Annotated in this window: 18 protein-coding genes; all 18 read left to right on the forward strand. The window is 43.9% G+C overall.

Going from position 1 to position 15,891, the window contains the following annotated elements; all coding sequences use genetic code 11:
* Nucleotides 1–23 precede the first annotated feature (23 nt).
* Complete coding sequence (locus B5G33_RS21315) at nt 24–410, forward strand: hypothetical protein (RefSeq protein ID WP_087416866.1); 387 nt, start codon at nt 24–26, stop codon at nt 408–410.
* A 31-nt stretch (nt 411–441) separates the two neighbouring features.
* The gene (locus B5G33_RS04390) at nt 442–1,386 is read left to right on the forward strand and encodes an L-lactate dehydrogenase (RefSeq protein WP_087416867.1); all 945 of its coding nucleotides are present in this window, start codon (nt 442–444) and stop codon (nt 1,384–1,386) included.
* Between the two features lie 20 nt (nt 1,387–1,406).
* On the forward strand, nt 1,407–2,579 hold the full coding sequence (locus tag B5G33_RS04395; protein ID WP_087272206.1) for an NAD(P)-dependent malic enzyme: 1,173 nt from the start codon (nt 1,407–1,409) through the stop codon (nt 2,577–2,579).
* 234 nt (nt 2,580–2,813) lie between these two features.
* On the forward strand, nt 2,814–3,641 hold the full coding sequence (locus B5G33_RS04400; protein WP_087272209.1) for an alkaline phosphatase family protein: 828 nt from the start codon (nt 2,814–2,816) through the stop codon (nt 3,639–3,641).
* Between the two features lie 27 nt (nt 3,642–3,668).
* On the forward strand, nt 3,669–4,268 hold the full coding sequence (locus B5G33_RS04405; RefSeq protein WP_087272211.1) for a ribonuclease H1 domain-containing protein: 600 nt from the start codon (nt 3,669–3,671) through the stop codon (nt 4,266–4,268).
* Nucleotides 4,269–4,287: 19 nt separating this feature from the next.
* Nucleotides 4,288–4,584 (forward strand): HPr family phosphocarrier protein, encoded by a 297-nt coding sequence (locus tag B5G33_RS04410; protein WP_087272363.1) that lies wholly within the window; start codon nt 4,288–4,290, stop codon nt 4,582–4,584.
* 267 nt (nt 4,585–4,851) lie between these two features.
* The gene (pfkB, locus tag B5G33_RS04415; protein ID WP_087416868.1) at nt 4,852–5,766 is read left to right on the forward strand and encodes a 1-phosphofructokinase; all 915 of its coding nucleotides are present in this window, start codon (nt 4,852–4,854) and stop codon (nt 5,764–5,766) included.
* Nucleotides 5,767–5,788: 22 nt separating this feature from the next.
* Nucleotides 5,789–7,705 carry a PTS fructose transporter subunit IIABC gene (locus B5G33_RS04420; RefSeq protein ID WP_087416869.1) on the forward strand — a complete coding sequence of 639 codons (1,917 nt, stop codon included), beginning with the start codon at nt 5,789–5,791 and terminating at the stop codon, nt 7,703–7,705.
* Nucleotides 7,706–7,820: 115 nt separating this feature from the next.
* On the forward strand, nt 7,821–8,567 hold the full coding sequence (locus B5G33_RS04425; protein WP_087416870.1) for a DeoR/GlpR family DNA-binding transcription regulator: 747 nt from the start codon (nt 7,821–7,823) through the stop codon (nt 8,565–8,567).
* 361 nt (nt 8,568–8,928) lie between these two features.
* Nucleotides 8,929–9,237 carry a hypothetical protein gene (locus B5G33_RS04430; protein WP_087416871.1) on the forward strand — a complete coding sequence of 103 codons (309 nt, stop codon included), beginning with the start codon at nt 8,929–8,931 and terminating at the stop codon, nt 9,235–9,237.
* Nucleotides 9,234–9,737 (forward strand): DUF3990 domain-containing protein, encoded by a 504-nt coding sequence (locus tag B5G33_RS04435; RefSeq protein WP_087416872.1) that lies wholly within the window; start codon nt 9,234–9,236, stop codon nt 9,735–9,737. The genes B5G33_RS04430 and B5G33_RS04435 overlap by 4 nt, the downstream gene beginning before the upstream one ends.
* The gene (locus tag B5G33_RS04440) at nt 9,730–9,969 is read left to right on the forward strand and encodes a hypothetical protein (RefSeq protein WP_087272230.1); all 240 of its coding nucleotides are present in this window, start codon (nt 9,730–9,732) and stop codon (nt 9,967–9,969) included. Before B5G33_RS04435 ends, B5G33_RS04440 begins: the two co-directional genes overlap by 8 nt.
* 2 nt (nt 9,970–9,971) lie before the next feature.
* On the forward strand, nt 9,972–10,184 hold the full coding sequence (locus B5G33_RS04445) for a DUF3791 domain-containing protein (RefSeq protein WP_087272232.1): 213 nt from the start codon (nt 9,972–9,974) through the stop codon (nt 10,182–10,184).
* A 435-nt stretch (nt 10,185–10,619) separates the two neighbouring features.
* On the forward strand, nt 10,620–12,485 hold the full coding sequence (locus tag B5G33_RS04450; RefSeq protein WP_087416873.1) for a TIGR03960 family B12-binding radical SAM protein: 1,866 nt from the start codon (nt 10,620–10,622) through the stop codon (nt 12,483–12,485).
* A complete protein-coding gene (locus B5G33_RS04455; protein ID WP_087416874.1) occupies nt 12,469–13,176 on the forward strand; it encodes a TIGR03936 family radical SAM-associated protein in 708 nt (235 codons plus the stop codon). Before B5G33_RS04450 ends, B5G33_RS04455 begins: the two co-directional genes overlap by 17 nt.
* On the forward strand, nt 13,160–14,389 hold the full coding sequence (locus tag B5G33_RS04460) for a ribonuclease E/G (protein ID WP_087416875.1): 1,230 nt from the start codon (nt 13,160–13,162) through the stop codon (nt 14,387–14,389). Before B5G33_RS04455 ends, B5G33_RS04460 begins: the two co-directional genes overlap by 17 nt.
* A complete protein-coding gene (locus B5G33_RS04465) occupies nt 14,371–14,874 on the forward strand; it encodes an NUDIX hydrolase (RefSeq protein ID WP_087272243.1) in 504 nt (167 codons plus the stop codon). Before B5G33_RS04460 ends, B5G33_RS04465 begins: the two co-directional genes overlap by 19 nt.
* Entirely contained in the window at nt 14,846–15,880 is a 1,035-nt protein-coding gene (locus B5G33_RS04470; RefSeq protein WP_087272246.1) for a CPBP family intramembrane glutamic endopeptidase, read from the forward strand. The genes B5G33_RS04465 and B5G33_RS04470 overlap by 29 nt, the downstream gene beginning before the upstream one ends.
* Nucleotides 15,881–15,891: the final 11 nt, after the last annotated feature.

Genomic DNA, 15,891 nt, shown 5'->3' on the forward strand with positions numbered 1-15,891 from the left:
ATACTCTAGAGGTATAATTCTTTATGAAAAATCATAAACGGATACTGTTATCCTTAGTATTTATGCTCTTATTTGTTCAAAGCACTCTGTATTTCAGCGGTTCACAACTGTTACTAGGGGCCCCGGAAGGAAAGAGAACTGTCTGTTCTTCTCAGGAAAGAAAGAAGGTCCCTTCTGTGACGGTTCCAATGTCTGCAAAAGATACACGAGCGCTGTGGACCAGAGAAAAACAAGTAAGCATACACCTTACGGATTTCTCTCAGTGTACTTCTTATACAGAAGAATGCCCGGAAGAAAAAAGTTACAGATGGAGAGATGAATCTTATCTGGAAAGGCAGGAGAAACAGAAACTGCCAGATGGTCTGCGGGCGCCGCCTGAGACAAATCATGTAACACTAAAGGCAATATAAACAATATTACAAGCAAATAAGGAGTGCAGTGATGAACAATTCAGGAAAAACGAAAATTGTAGTTGTAGGAGCCGGAAATGTAGGAGAAGCTATCGCCTATACTCTCATGGTAAGAGAGCAGGCTACAGAAGTAGTAATGGTTGATTTAAATGAAGCCAGGGCAAAAGGCGCAGCTCTGGATGTTTTTCATGGTGCAGGATTCCACTGTCCAGTAAGAGTAAAACAGGGCGGATATGAGGAATGCGCCGATGCAGATATTATTATTGTGACTGCGGGTATTGCAAGAAAGCCTGGACAGACTCGGCTGGAACTGGCGAAGACCAATGTCTCTATTATTAAGAGTGTTACGGAAAGCATTATGAAATATGCAGAGAACCCGCTGATCATCGTAGTATCTAATCCTGCAGATATCCTGACCATGGAAGTACAGAAGGTTTCGGGACTTCCTTCTCATAGGGTTATTGGAAGCGGAACATCTCTGGATACAGCCAGATTCAGATGCAACATCAGTGAGCCCCTGAATGCCGATGTGGAAGACATTCAGGCATACATCTTAGGTGAGCATGGAGACAGCCAGGTGCCTGTATGGAGTTCTGCTACAATTGCAGGTCTTCCTTTAGATGAATATTTAAAACAGACTGGAAAGGAACTTGACAGAGCTGAGATTTCAGAACATACTAAGACTGGCGGTGCAGAGGTTATCGAATTAAAAGGCGCTACCTTCTACGGCGTTGCAATGGCGGTTTCCGCTATTGTGGAAAGTATCCTGAAAGACAGCGGAGCCATCCTTCCGGTTGCCCATGTACTGGATGACAGTTTTGATAATTGGTCTGGAATTGCATTTTCTCTGCCATGCCGCATAGGAGGACAGGGAATACAGGGCGTTTTAAGAGTTCCTATGAATGAGGAAGAGAAGGCCGCAATGGATAACTCAGCCAAAATCTTAAAAGATTTCTGGGCGCAGGTAAATGAATAAAATATAAAGGAGAGAAAAAAATGGACAAGAGAGAATTTGCATTAAAGCAGCATGAAGAATGGGCTGGAAAAATTGAAGTAATCAGCAGAGCGAAGATTGAAACACCGGAAGATCTTTCTGTTGCTTACACACCAGGAGTTGCAGAGCCTTGTGTGGAGATTTCAAAAGATGTAGACCTGTCATATAAATATACACGCCGGGGAAACATGGTAGCGGTTGTTACAGACGGAACAGCTGTATTAGGTCTTGGGGATATCGGACCAGAAGCAGGAATGCCTGTTATGGAAGGAAAATGCGCATTATTTAAAACTTTTGCAGATGTGGATGCTTTTCCTCTGTGCGTACGTTCTAAAGATGTAGACGACATCGTAAAGACTGTAAGTCTTCTGGCAGGAAGCTTTGGCGGTGTAAACCTGGAAGATATTTCCGCTCCCAGATGCTTTGAAATTGAGAGAAAATTAAAAGAGTGCTGTGATATTCCGATTTTCCATGATGACCAGCATGGAACAGCAGTTGTTACAGCCGCTGCTCTGATCAATGCCTTAAAACTGGTAGGAAAGAACCTGGATGATATTAAAGTAGTTACTTCAGGAGCAGGAGCTGCAGGTATTGCCATCATCAAACTGTTAGTAAGCCTGGGTCTGAAGAACGTGGTTATGTGTGACCGTCACGGAGCAATTTATAAAGGCCGTGAAAACCTGAATAAAGAAAAAGAAGAAATGGCAGAAATCTGCAATCAGAATATGGAGAAGGGAACTCTGGCAGAAGTACTGAAAGGCGCCGATGTATTTATTGGCGTTTCCGCGCCTGGTACAGTTACTGAGGAAATGGTACAGAATATGGCAGAAAAACCAATCCTTTTCCCAATGGCAAACCCAGTTCCGGAAATCATGCCAGACCTGGCTAAAAAAGCAGGCGCTGCTGTTGTAGGAACAGGAAGAAGCGATTTCCCGAACCAGATCAACAACGTACTGGCATTCCCAGGTATCTTCAGAGGTGCTCTGGATGTGCGTGCGAAAGATATCAATGATGAGATGAAGGTAGCAGCAGCATATGCTATTGCTGGATTGGTAGAAGAAGACAAGCTGTCTCCAGACTACATCATTCCAAATGCATTTGACAAACGTGTGGCTAAAGCCGTAGCGGAGGCAGTAGCCGAAGCAGCTCGCAAGACAGGCGTAGCAAGAATTTAATTTTATAATTTGTTAGTTGTGAACCAGGTTAATGTTTGAAACCTAAACAAGTAAAAATAAAAAAGACATTTCGTATCGAAGAGGATACGGAATGTCTTTTTTGCTAAGAAATTTTCTTTTTTATATTTTTCCTAAAAAAAGAATGATAAATGTTCGGGTATGTGTTAGAATACAAATGATGAATGTGTTTTTTTAACATGCTTTTGTAATGCGGAGGGGGGGGGGAACAGAGAAATGGATCATGAACATGGAATCGGTCAGACAGCAGCTACTGTTCTACGGCTTCTGAATGTGACTCCCGGCCCCAAGATGGCGAAACCTCATGATAAAGTTCTGGATATGGCGGAACAGATATTGACCGGAGAGGGCAGGAGGCGGGCATTTTTTTATAACCCTGACGCAATCGGAATGTGGATTTACAGAAAATACCAGAAAAAGTTTGCAGGATTGGAGAATCGGGTGCAGCTTCGTATGAAAATCCATACAGCATATCCTCCGGTTACGCCGGTATGCTTTGGAAGTATGTATACGGGACTTCCGCCAAAAGAACATGGGATTACAAAATATAGAAAGCCGGTCCTTCTGGTAGACACGGTATTTGACTATCTTGTGAGAGCAGGAAAAAAAGCAGCTATCATCTCTACAGAAGGAGACAGTATTTCTCGGATATTTCTGGGGAGAGATATTGATTATTTTATTTATCCTACCGTAGAGGAATGTAATGAGAAAGCGCTGGATCTGATAGAACGTGACAAATATGATTTTATGGTCCTGTATAACGGCAATTATGACTATATGATGCACCGGTTCGGACCGGAAGGGAGCCGGGCCCTGGAAGCTCTGGATCAAAATATAGAGACATTTCTGAATATTTATGACAGGATAAAAGAATATTGGAAAGATCATCCTACGGTTCTGGCTTTTGCACCGGATCACGGGTGTCATAAAAAGCTGATGTTTATGGGGAGTCATGGAATCCAGATACCTCAAGATATGGAGACTATACATTTTTACAGTTTTATAAATTCAACAGACCAGTGCACCATACCGCAGCAAAAATAGGCAGGGTATGCTGGGAAAGGGAACTAAATGGCAAAGAAGTTTTATGCAGTAAAGAAAGGCAGAAATACGGGAATTTTTACTACATGGGAGGAATGTAAAGCCAGTGTGAGCAGATATTCCGGCGCCCAGTATAAAAGCTTTCCCACATTGGAAGAAGCCAGAGAGTATCTGGAGGGAAGCCAGGGGCCTTCGCCGGGAGGTTCAGACCAGGAGGAGGATAGTTGTACAGCCTATGTGGACGGCAGTTTTGATCAGGAAAAAAATGCGTATTCATACGGCTGTATCATTTTATACCGGGGAGAACGGACAGAAATGAGTCAGGCTTTCCAGGGGGGAGAGGACATTTCCATGAGGAATGTAGCGGGGGAACTGGAAGGAGCCATGGCCGCTATGAAGTTTTGTGAAGAGAGGAAGATAAAGGTTCTTCATCTCTACTATGACTATCAGGGAATCGAATCCTGGGCTGTGGGAGACTGGAAAAGGAACCGGCCCGGAACCATCCGATACAAAAGTTTTTATGATGGCTTGAAAAATGTGAAGGTAGTATTTCATAAAGTAAAAGGGCACAGCGGCGTGGAACTAAACGAGGCGGTAGACCGTCTTGCCAAGGCTGCTTTGGGAATTTAAAAAGGGAGAGAATAAGATTATGGTCAGTAAAAAAGTAAAAATCATAAATCCGTCCGGTCTTCATTTGAGAACGGCAACGGTATTGTCAAACAGCGTTCTGAAATATGACGCAAAGCTGCAGTTTGCATATGAAAAGAACAATTTTAAAGGAGTTGTAAATCTGAAGAGTATCCTGAATATTGTGGCAGCAGGGGTGATCCAGGGACAGGAAATAGTGATTACCAGTGAAGGCCCTGAGGAAAGGGAGGCATTGGCAGCGGCTGTGGCGGCTATTGAAAATGGCCTGGGAGAGATGGATAAAAACAAAAATTTATGAAGATATGGAGCTGAAGTTCTTCTTATGTCAAAGAAAAACTACAGCTCCATTTTTTTCTTTGAACGGCTGACATTATAGTATACTGTCTAAGAATCGGCAGTAAAGGTTGAAAACCAGATGAAATAAAATGAATGATTGTGAGCGGATATATGGAATTAAATGATTGTTTGTGAAAGATTGCTAAAAACAGATTTGAAATATTGTGAATTAATATGATTGAAAATGAATGAATATGATGTATAATATAAGCATAAAGGAGGAAAAGAAATGGTTTATACAGTTACATTCAATCCTTCTCTGGATTATATCGTTTCCGTGGAAGGCTTTCAGCTTGGAAAGACCAACCGGACTGCAAAAGAGCAGATGCTGCCAGGAGGCAAGGGGATCAATGTGTCCACGGTGTTGAAGAACCTGGGGATTCCCAATATAGCTCTTGGTTTTTCAGCAGGATTTACCGGAGAGGAGATTAAAAGAAGAGTAGAAGAAATGGGACTGGCCAGTGATTTTATCAATCTGCAAAATGGCTATTCCAGGATCAACGTGAAAATGAAGGATTTTGACGGGACAGAGATCAACGGTCAGGGACCGGATATCAGCCCGGCAGAAACAGAAAAGCTTCTGGAAAAGCTGGATGGACTGAAAGAAGGAGATGTTCTGGTACTGGCAGGAAGTATTCCCAGAACCATGCCGGATTCCATTTACAGCGATATTCTGAGAAGGCTGGATGGGAAAGGGATTCTGACAGTGGTAGACGCTACCGGAGAGCTCTTGCTCCATGTTCTGGAGTACAGCCCTTTCCTGATCAAGCCTAATAACCATGAACTTGGGGAGATTTTCCAGGTGAAGCTGGAGACCAGAGAGGATGTGGTCCCATATGCCAGAAAGCTGCAGGAAAAGGGAGCCAGGAACGTGCTGGTTTCCATGGCAGGCCAGGGAGCGGTGCTCCTGGATGAAATGGGACAGGTCCATATGCTCCCTGCGCCAAAGGGAAAACTGGTCAACGCCGTGGGGGCAGGAGATTCAATGGTGGCTGGTTTTCTGGCAGGATGGCTTACGAAAAAGGATTATGAATATGCTTTCCGCATGGGGATCTCTGCAGGAAGTGCAAGTGCTTTTTCTGAAAACCTGGCCACAAAAAAAGAAATAGAAGAAGTTTACAGGCAGGTCAGCCAGTCTGCCTGACAGATAGAAGGGAGAAAAAGATATGAGAATCACAGAATTGCTGGATCCCAGGAGCATTTCTCTGACCGGCGCTCCGGCATCCAAAAAAGAAGCCCTGGATCAGATGGTAGAACTGATGGCGAAAAGCGGAAAAATACGGGACAAAGAAGCTTACCGCCAGCAGGTGTATGCAAGAGAAGAAGAAAGTACCACAGGAGTAGGAGAGGGGATTGCTATCCCTCATGGAAAAGGAGATTCTGTTATACGTCCTGGCCTTGCTGCAATGGTAGTAAAGGATGGCGTAGACTTTGATTCCCTGGACGAAGAGCCGGTTCACCTGATTTTCCTTATTGCTGCTCCAAACACCAAGGATAATGTACATCTGGATGTGCTGAGCAAGCTTTCCACACTGCTGATGGACGAAGACTTTGTAAAGAACCTTCAGAATGCCTCCACTGTAGAAGAATTTCTGGACATTGTGGATAAGGCAGATGAGGAAAAGCCGGATCTGGACGAACAGCTGGCTTCCCAGACCTTAGAGGATCCTTCTGAAAAAGTCTGCCGGATCGTTGCCGTGACTTCCTGCCCTACAGGAATCGCTCATACTTATATGGCTGCGGAAGGACTGGAGAAGGCGGCAAAAAAGAAAAACTGCCGGATAAAAGTAGAGACCAGGGGATCAGGAGGTGCAAAAAATGTATTGACAGAAAAAGAAATCCAAGAGGCTGATTGCGTGATCATTGCTGCAGATGCAAATGTGCCCATGGAGAGATTTGACGGAAAGCACCTGATCGAATGTCCTGTATCCGACGGCATCAGTAAGGGGGATCAGCTGATCGACAGAGCCATGAAGCAGGATGCCCCGGTTTATCATTCAGATAGTCCCAAAACAGAGAAAAAGACCAAAACTGCAGGGTGTGCAGGACATAAGGTATATACTCAGCTGATGAACGGTGTTTCTCATATGCTGCCTTTTGTAGTTGGAGGCGGTATCCTGATCGCTCTGGCATTCCTGATCGATGGCCTTAGCGTGGATGTGAATTCCCTTTCCCAGGAAGCCAGGGCAAATTTTGGTACCATTACCCCGGTAGCCGCTCAGTTCCGGCAGATCGGTAATGTGGCTTTTGGCTTCATGCTCCCTGTACTGGCTGGCTTTATTGCCATGAGTATCGGAGATCGTCCAGGTCTGGCCGTAGGATTTGTAGGGGGTATGATCGCAGCCAATGGAAAATCAGGATTCTTAGGAGCTCTGGCGGCAGGTTTTATCGCAGGTTATCTTATCGTTCTTCTGAGAAAAGTTTTTGACAGGCTTCCGGCGTCTATAGAAAAGATCGCCCCGGTGCTGTTATATCCTTTATTCGGTATCCTTTTTATGGGACTGATCATGAACTTTATCATTGAGCCTCCTATCGGCGCTTTGAATACAGCTTTAAATACAGCACTGACAAACATGAGTGGAAGCAGTAAGATCCTTCTGGGGATCATTGTAGCCGGTATGATGTCTATTGATATGGGCGGTCCCTTTAATAAGGCGGCTTATGTATTCGGAACTGCGTCCATTGCCGCAGGCAACTACGATATTATGGCGGCAGTTATGATCGGCGGTATGGTTCCGCCCTGTGCCATTGCCCTGGCAACTCTGCTGTTTAAAAACAAATTCACAAAACAGGAGAGAGAATCCGGTCCTGTAAACTTTATCATGGGCCTGGCCTTTATTACAGAAGGGGCAATCCCTTTTGCAGCTTCCGATCCCCTTCATGTACTGCCTTCCTGCATTATCGGATCTGCAGTTTCAGGAGCATTGTCCATGGCCTTCGGCTGTACCCTTATGGCTCCTCATGGCGGGATTTTCGTATTCCCGGTAGTGGAACATCCACTAATGTATCTGGTATCCTTAGTAGTGGGTACAGTGATCGGCGCACTGCTTCTGGGTGTATTAAAGAAAAAGGTGGAAGCATAACAGGAAGGATCCTGTTAAAACACGGAAATGAGGAAAATGGTTGCCCCGAAAAAGAAAGTTGTGTAGAATAAAAGACAGCAGGACGAACAACAGAATTTTCTAAGGGGGAAACCATATGCTGACGGAACAACGACAGGAAGAAATCCTTCGGCTCCTGAACCAGAAAGGGAGCGTTACTCTTCAGGAGCTGAAGGAGTATTTCCATGCCTCAGAGTCCACTATACGGCGGGATCTGAATGCACTGGATAAAAGAGGCGCACTTACAAAAGTCTTTGGAGGGGCGGTGAGACCCGAAGGCCGGGTCATGCTCAGAGAGGAACAGGTATCTCAGAGACAGGAACTTTATCGTGAAGAGAAAAACAGGATCGGCAGATATGCAGCTTCTCTTGTGGGGCCTGAGGATTTTGTCTATCTGGATGCAGGAACGACAACGGGAGCCATGATCCCTTATCTCACAGAGCATTCTGCGGCTTTTGTTACGAATGCCGTTTCCCATGCTCTTCATCTGGCAGAGAATGGTTTCCGGGTAATCCTCATCGGCGGAGAGGTGAAAGCAGCTACAGAGGCTATTGTGGGAAATGAGGCCTATGTAAATCTGAAAAAATTTAATTTTACAAAAGGTTTCTGGGGCACTAACGGAGTCAGCCCTTCGGCAGGATTTTCCACTCCGGATATTAATGAGGCTATGGTAAAGGAATGCGCTCTTTTACACACCCAGCAGGCTTACATTCTCTGTGACAGCAGTAAATTTTATCATACAAGTCCGGTAACCTTCGGAGAGTTTGAGGACGGGATCATACTTACAGACCGTCTTCCAGATGAAAGTTTTCAGAAATATGAGAATATTGTGGTGGTTCCATAAAGCCATTACAAACAGCGGCAGCAGATGAGGATCTGTTATAGCCGCTGTTTTTTTAGCCAAGGGTCTGTTTCCATTGAGGAGTTTTTCGTTGTTCCGAAAAACGGAACTTTGGAAACAAATAAACCATCTGCTATGTATAACATCATAAACTTAAGAAAATCTGCTTTGAAATAGGCAGGTTTCCTTTTGTATCCCGGGATAACTACCGCCGAGAACCTAAGAATTGGAATTTGAGGGGTATCTAAAAGTTAATGCTACGGTCAGGAATCCAAGAATCGCAAAATAAGCGGTAGCCTAGAGTGAATACTACGGTTAGGAATTTAAAAGTCAGAGGTATTTTATACTATAATTAGGTGATAATATGAGCTTATTGGAAAATGCAGTTGCGCAAGAGCAACGGCGGATTGAGTATATGATAGAGAAATATGAGGCAGAACTTACTAATTTGCCGAAAGGCGCACTGATCGCAAAAATGATTAAAGGAAATCAATATTACTATTTACAGTATCGCAGCGGGAAAAAGACAATTTCGAAGTATGTTGGGAGAGCAGGCGATAAAGTTGAAAAACTACAGCAGCAGATTGAACGACGCAGGCATATCCAGTCCATGCTGAAAGCTTTGTCTGAAGAATATGCTACAGCACAGAAAATGATGGAGGTTTGTATATGATTGTATATCATGGAAGCAATATGATAGTAGACCATCCAAGATTAGTCCGCCAAAATCGAACATTGGATTTTGGATATGGTTTTTATACAACGTTCAATAAAGATCAAGCAGTAAATTTCGCAGAAAAAGTAACGGCTCGAAGGGAAACAGGTATTCCTTGTGTCAGCATGTATGAAACAGCAGAGTTAGAAGAACTGAAAAACAAATATAAACTCCTGTTTTTTTCAGAAGCAAATGAAGAATGGTTGGATTTCGTATTTGCAAATTGTAATGGAAGTTATGAAGGGGTAAAGTTTGATATTATTTTCGGACCAGTAGCTAACGATACGATTTATCGGACGTTTATTGCTTATGAGGAAGGTATTTTAACAAAGGATGAGACGATTGCCAGACTGAAAGTTAAGAAGCTGTATAATCATATGACTTTTACAACAGAGAACTCCTTAAAAGAGTTAAAATATACTGGGCAGTTACCGATAGGGAGGGATTGCAATGAGTGAAAAGGGGATAAAAGGAATGCTGGAGCTTATTGTGCCGCGTCTGCTCCGGATGATAATGGAAAAACAGTCACTTACAGAAAAAGAAGCCTTGACACGGCTATATGCTTCTGAACTTTATCGCCAGTTAGAACGAGAGGAAACGAAGCTTTGGCATTTAAGTATTCCTACTTTATATGAAATGTGGTTGGAAGAAAAAGAGAGCGGGCATATTACTTATCCAGAGGAGGTCTGAGTATGGATGAAAAAATGAATTTTATTGTATATTGTATAGAAGAATATAAAAATGAAAAAGGAATGAATGGAAAAAATGTCATTGATTTGTTTAATCGGTATCGTGTGATCGATTATATTCGGGATTATTACGAAGCGCTTCATACTACTGGCAGACAGTATATTGTTGATGATATTGACATGTATATTGAGGCAAGGCAGTCATCTATGAGGTAATGGGACTTCAGTGAAAAAGCATTGAAAGAATGTATCCAGGGGGGAGCCCCTGGATATTTCAAGTTATATGAAGAAAATAAGAGAAAGATGTAGGGCAGAACTAAAAAGACTGGATGCAAGGATTGACGAGAAATATTTGCTTGAAGTTCTTCCGAACAAGGTATATAATATCACGGATTATATCATCAAAATGGTTTAATCCATGATGTATAATGCCAAACTCTTTTTTATCATAATGAATAGTTATGCATAATGTCCCAGAGTAGGAAAAAATGAAATTTGTTGTAAAGTAGTGATTTCGTAGTAAAAAAGAGACTGTTTGTGGCAAAAAAGAGGCTTGAAAATCCAGTGATCTTTCTGGATTTTCGCCTCTGAAGCCATTCAAAAACAGCAAAGCTTTTTTGTACATTATTCACAAAAAAAAGAGAGGTTTTTATGAGAAAACTAGCTTTAAATGATGAAATATTACTAAATATCGAGAAGCCTGCCCGTTACATCGGGAATGAGGTGAACTCGGTGATGAAGGACAAGGATCAGGTGGACATCCGTTTCGCTATGTGTTTTCCCGATGTCTATGAGATCGGTATGTCTCATCTGGGGATCCAGATCCTCTACGATATGTTTAACCAGAGAGAGGATACCTGGTGCGAGAGAGTTTATTCACCCTGGCCGGATCTGGACAAGATCATGAGGGGAGAAAAGCTTCCTCTTTTTGCCCTGGAGTCCCAGGACCCTATAAAGGATTTTGATTTTCTGGGTATTACGATCCAGTATGAAATGTGCTATACCAATATTCTCCAGGTGCTGGACTTAAGCCAGATCCCTCTTCGGGCGGCAGACAGGACCGAGGAGCATCCCTTTGTTATGGGCGGAGGCCCCTGCTCCTATAATCCGGAGCCCCTGGCCCCCTTTTTTGACATGTTTTATATCGGAGAAGGAGAAACGGTGTTCAACGATCTCTTAGATGCCTATAAAGATTGGAAGAAGGCAGGAAAGAGCAGAAAAGAATTTCTGGAAATGGCGGCGGAGATACCTGGCATTTATGTACCGGCCTTTTATGATGTAGAGTATCATGAGGACGGGACCATTAAAGCCTTTACGCCCAATAATCCTCACGCCAAAGAGAAAATTGAGAAACAGGTGGTCATGGACGTGACCCACACCTATTATCCCAGAAAACCGGTAGTGCCCTTTATCAAAGCTACTCAGGACAGAGTTGTCCTGGAGATACAAAGAGGCTGTATCAGGGGCTGCAGGTTCTGTCAGGCAGGAATGCTGTACCGGCCTACCAGAGAGCGAGACCTGAAATTTTTAAAGGATACAGCCAGAGCTCTTATGGAGAGCACCGGCCATGAGGAGATTTCTTTAAGCTCATTAAGCTCCAGTGATTATTCACAGCTTCCAGAGCTGATTGATTATCTGATCGAAGAATGTTCTGCCCGGAAGGTGAACATTTCCCTTCCTTCTTTGCGTATAGATGCTTTTTCTCTGGACGTAATGAGCAAGGTTCAGGATATCAAGAAGAGCAGTCTTACCTTCGCGCCGGAGGCAGGATCCCAAAGACTCCGGGATGTGATCAACAAAGGCCTTACGGAAGAGGTGATTCTGGACGGAGCCTCAAAGGCTTTCCAGGGAGGCTGGACCAGGGTGAAGCTGTACTTTATGCTGGGTCTTCCAACAGAAACAGAAGAAGATATGAAAGGAATCGCCCATCTGGCAGAGGAGATTGCCAAGAAATACTATGAAATCCCCAAAGACCAGAGACATGGCAGATGTCAGATCGTGGTGAGTACTTCCTTCTTTGTACCCAAGCCCTTTACTCCTTTCCAGTGGGCCGGCATGTTCCGGAAAGAGGATTATCTGGATAAGGCCAAGGTTGTAAAGGAAGAAATCCGGGCGCAGTTAAATCAGAAGAGTATTAAGTATAATTACCATGAGGCTGACGTGACGGTCCTGGAAGGAATCCTGGCTAGAGGAGACCGGAAAGTGGCAGATGTGCTGGAGGCAGCTTACAAGAAAGGCGCTGTCTTTGACTCCTGGTCGGAATATTTCCGCTATGACCTTTGGATGGAAGCCTTTGAAGAACTGGGAATTGACCCAGAGTTCTATACTCTGAGAGAAAGATCTTTGGAAGAGATTTTCCCCTGGGATTTTATTTCTATCGGCGTAACCAAAAATTTCCTGAAACGAGAATGGGAAAAGGCCATGAAAGGGGAAATTACCCCTAACTGCAGGCAGCAGTGTTCCGGCTGCGGCGCAGGAGCATATAAAGGAGGTGTCTGTGTTGAAGGTAAGAATTAAATTTGCAAAACAGGGAGCTATGAAGTTTATCGGACATCTGGACATTATGCGGTATTTTCAGAAAGCAGTGAAGAGAGCCGGACTGGATGCGGCCTATTCTGAAGGTTTCAGTCCCCATATGATCATGTCCTTTGCAGCACCTCTGGGAGTAGGGATTACCAGTGAAGGAGAATATTTTGACCTGGAGCTGAAGACCCCGGTATCTTCTAAAGAAGCTGTGGAACGCCTTAACCAGGTTATGGTAGAAGGCATGGAGGTTTTAAGTGTCCGGGAGGTCCCCGAAGGAAAAAAAGGAAAAGCTATGTCTTTAGTGGCTGCTGCAGACTACCTGGTTTCTTTCCGGGAAGGAATGGAGCCTGGAGAAAACTGGCAGGAAAAAATCCGGACTTTTATGGAACAGCCGGAAATCCTTATCCTGAAAAAAACCAAGAAAAATGAAAAAGAAGTGGACATTAAACCATATATTTATGAAATGGAGATACGGGGAGAAAGTATCTTCCTGAAACTGGCTGCAGGAAGTGTGAAAAATACCAAGCCGGAGCTGGTCATGGAAGCCTTTTTTGCCTTCTGCGGCCAGGAATTCCAGCCTCTGTCCCTTCTGATCCACAGAGTGGAAGTCTATGGCGACCTGGGAGAAGAGGGTGAGAGAAGACTGGTGTCTCTGGAAGATTTAGGTGAAGAAATTGAGTAAACTGATTATAACCCATATGGACTTCCAGGGAGAAAATCTTCTGATAAGTGCCAAAGAAGAAAAAGACCGTATCTGCCAGTTTAATATTGTCCGGGAGGGAGAAAAGAAACTCCTGGGCAATATTTATATAGGCAAAGTAAAGAATATCAAGAAAAATATTCATTGTGCTTTTATTGAGATCGCTCCCGGAGAGATGTGCTATTATTCCATGGATGAAAAGGAGCCTCCGATTTTTACTAATCCGAAAAAGGATTCGGTCATGAAAATAGGAGATGAAGTGGTAGTCCAGGTGTCCAGGGAGGGAATTAAATCAAAGCTGCCCTCTGTTACAGGAAACCTGAACTTTACAGGAAAATATCTGGTCCTTACCAGTCAGAGGAAAGAGCTGGGATTTTCTGCAAAACTGACAAAAGAAGAAAAGGCCCGTATCCGCCCTGTCCTGGAGGAACACTTAACCGGACAGGAGGGGATCATTGTACGGACCAATGCCAGAGATGCTTCCTCCCAGGAGCTTTTGGAAGAGCTGACCAGACTGAAAAAAAGGTATGAAGAGCTGAGGGACCGGGCTATGTCACGAGTCTGTTACAGCCTTCTGGAGACAGGTCTGCCGGAACCTCTCCGTATCCTTCAGGGAGTCTATGTCCGGGATCTGGAAGAAATCCTTACAGATGATGGGGAGCTTTATTCCCGGATTTCTGAGGAAGTTTCTGCAGAGAAAGAGAAAAAGGTTCCGGTGCGGCTTTATAAAGATAAGCTTCTGCCTCTGCCTAAGCTGTACCGCCTGGAAAAAGCCCTGGAGGAAGCTTTGGACCGGAAGGTTTGGCTGAAATCCGGCGGATTTTTGGTCATTGAGCAGACAGAGGCTTTTGTGAGTATTGACGTAAACTCCGGGAAATTTTCAGAAAAGAAGGATACCAGAGAAACCTTTCGGAAGATTAATCTGGAAGCAGCCAGAGAGATTGCTTTTCAGCTTCGTCTCCGGAATCTTTCCGGCATCATTCTCATAGATTTTATCAACATGGAAGCAGAAGAAGACAAAAAGGAGTTGCTAAAGTTCCTTCAGGGCTGTCTGAAAGAGGATCCTGTTAAGGCTTCTGTGGTTGATATGACTCCTTTGAACATTGTGGAAGTGACCAGGAAGAAAGTACAGAAATCTCTTGGAGAAGAGATGAAGAGTAGAAGGGATGTGGAAAAATGGGAAAAAAGTCTGTAATGACCACCCTTTGCTATATTGAAAAGGATGACAGCTATCTGATGCTGCACCGTGTTGTGAAGGAAAATGACATAAATAAAGATAAGTGGATCGGTGTAGGCGGTCATTTTGAAGAAGGAGAAAGTCCTGAGGAATGTCTTCTCCGGGAAGTGAAAGAAGAGACAGGACTGACGCTGAAATCCTTTGATTTCCGCGGCCTTATTACTTTTAAACTTACAGATTCCCAGACGGGAAAAACATTGACCGAATATATGTGCCTTTATACGGCATCAGAATATGAAGGAGAGCTTACTTCCTGTGATGAAGGGGTGCTGGAATGGGTGCCTAAGGAAAAGATTAAAGATCTGGATATCTGGGAGGGGGATAAAATTTTCTTCCGCCTTCTGAAAGAGGGGCGCCCTTTCTTTTCCCTGAAAGAGTGGTATGTAGATAATGAATTAAAAGAGGCGGTATTAGATGGAAAAGCAGTTGAATTGCCAGGATAAAGAAGAAAATCCAAAAGAGAATAAACTGAAGCCGGTTCATGGAATCCTGCTTTTTGCAGTGGTAATGATTTCCTTTTTTACCATTATTGCCTGGGCACAGAGAAAATGGGGAATGTATGGACTGGCCCTGACAGAACTTTATCTTTTGGCTCTGTCCCTGGGAGGGGCAAAGCTTCTGAAAGTACCTGTAAAAGAAGTTTTCCCGGTAAAAAGGCCAGAATGGCAGAAGATTTTTGCAGTGCTGTTCTGCTGGATCGGCTCTTACAGTGGGGTAATCCCTCTTTCAATGATCGTGGCCTACTTTTTTCCAAATGAGATATTTTCCGTCAGCAGCAGCTTAAATAACTTTATGGCTACAGTGCCTCTGGCAGTTTCTGTATTTATAAGCTGTGTCATGCCCGCAGTCTGTGAGGAAGCCCTTCACAGAGGGTTTATCCTGAAAAGCTTCCAGTCCAGGATATCCAGAAAGTGGGTCCTGGTGGGGCTTATGGGGCTGCTCTTTGGACTTTTTCATGGAAACCTGTGGCGGTTTCTGCCTACGGCTCTTTTGGGAGCCGCCCTTACCTATCTGATGGTGGAGACGGAAAACATGATTTATCCGGCTCTGTTTCACTTTGTGAATAACTTTTTCCCTACCCTGTTGTCAGGTCTGACAGGGCTTGCAGAGGGAAGCGCAGAAACCCAGGCAGTAACTCAGTCTCTAATGGAAAATGGCCTGCCCCTGTATTTCCTGGGAATTTATATTGCCATGGGCTGTGTGGCGCCATTCTGCTTTTACACAGCGTCCTATCTGCTCCGCCGGGGTGTGCCGGGAAAGGAACAGCGGTATTTTACCTCTAATAAAATATTGGTGCTGCTGGTCGTTCTGACAGTAATCCCTATACTTATAGGTTCGGCTTTGTTTTTCTGGGGAATTTTTGATATGGTAATAAACGGAGGCGACAATATTTTCTTCTACCAGAACGGATATCTTATCCAAATGATTTTAAGTAATTTCAGCCGATAAAAAAATGAAAT

The organism is Blautia sp. An81 (assembly GCF_002161285.1).
Classification (GTDB): Bacteria; Bacillota; Clostridia; order Lachnospirales; family Lachnospiraceae; genus Blautia; species Blautia ornithocaccae.

Excerpts from the sequence above, each read along its gene's own strand:
- B5G33_RS21315 (WP_087416866.1), top strand. The coding sequence starts at position 24 with ATGAAAAATCATAAACGGATACTGTTATCCTTAGTATTTATGCTCTTA.
- B5G33_RS04390 (WP_087416867.1), top strand. The coding sequence starts at position 442 with ATGAACAATTCAGGAAAAACGAAAATTGTAGTTGTAGGAGCCGGAAAT.
- B5G33_RS04395 (WP_087272206.1), top strand. The coding sequence starts at position 1,407 with ATGGACAAGAGAGAATTTGCATTAAAGCAGCATGAAGAATGGGCTGGA.
- B5G33_RS04400 (WP_087272209.1), top strand. The coding sequence starts at position 2,814 with ATGGATCATGAACATGGAATCGGTCAGACAGCAGCTACTGTTCTACGG.
- B5G33_RS04405 (WP_087272211.1), top strand. The coding sequence starts at position 3,669 with ATGGCAAAGAAGTTTTATGCAGTAAAGAAAGGCAGAAATACGGGAATT.
- B5G33_RS04410 (WP_087272363.1), top strand. The coding sequence starts at position 4,288 with ATGGTCAGTAAAAAAGTAAAAATCATAAATCCGTCCGGTCTTCATTTG.
- pfkB (WP_087416868.1), top strand. The coding sequence starts at position 4,852 with ATGGTTTATACAGTTACATTCAATCCTTCTCTGGATTATATCGTTTCC.
- B5G33_RS04420 (WP_087416869.1), top strand. The coding sequence starts at position 5,789 with ATGAGAATCACAGAATTGCTGGATCCCAGGAGCATTTCTCTGACCGGC.
- B5G33_RS04425 (WP_087416870.1), top strand. The coding sequence starts at position 7,821 with ATGCTGACGGAACAACGACAGGAAGAAATCCTTCGGCTCCTGAACCAG.
- B5G33_RS04430 (WP_087416871.1), top strand. The coding sequence starts at position 8,929 with ATGAGCTTATTGGAAAATGCAGTTGCGCAAGAGCAACGGCGGATTGAG.
- B5G33_RS04435 (WP_087416872.1), top strand. The coding sequence starts at position 9,234 with ATGATTGTATATCATGGAAGCAATATGATAGTAGACCATCCAAGATTA.
- B5G33_RS04440 (WP_087272230.1), top strand. The coding sequence starts at position 9,730 with ATGAGTGAAAAGGGGATAAAAGGAATGCTGGAGCTTATTGTGCCGCGT.
- B5G33_RS04445 (WP_087272232.1), top strand. The coding sequence starts at position 9,972 with ATGGATGAAAAAATGAATTTTATTGTATATTGTATAGAAGAATATAAA.
- B5G33_RS04450 (WP_087416873.1), top strand. The coding sequence starts at position 10,620 with ATGAGAAAACTAGCTTTAAATGATGAAATATTACTAAATATCGAGAAG.
- B5G33_RS04465 (WP_087272243.1), top strand. The coding sequence starts at position 14,371 with ATGGGAAAAAAGTCTGTAATGACCACCCTTTGCTATATTGAAAAGGAT.
- B5G33_RS04470 (WP_087272246.1), top strand. The coding sequence starts at position 14,846 with ATGGAAAAGCAGTTGAATTGCCAGGATAAAGAAGAAAATCCAAAAGAG.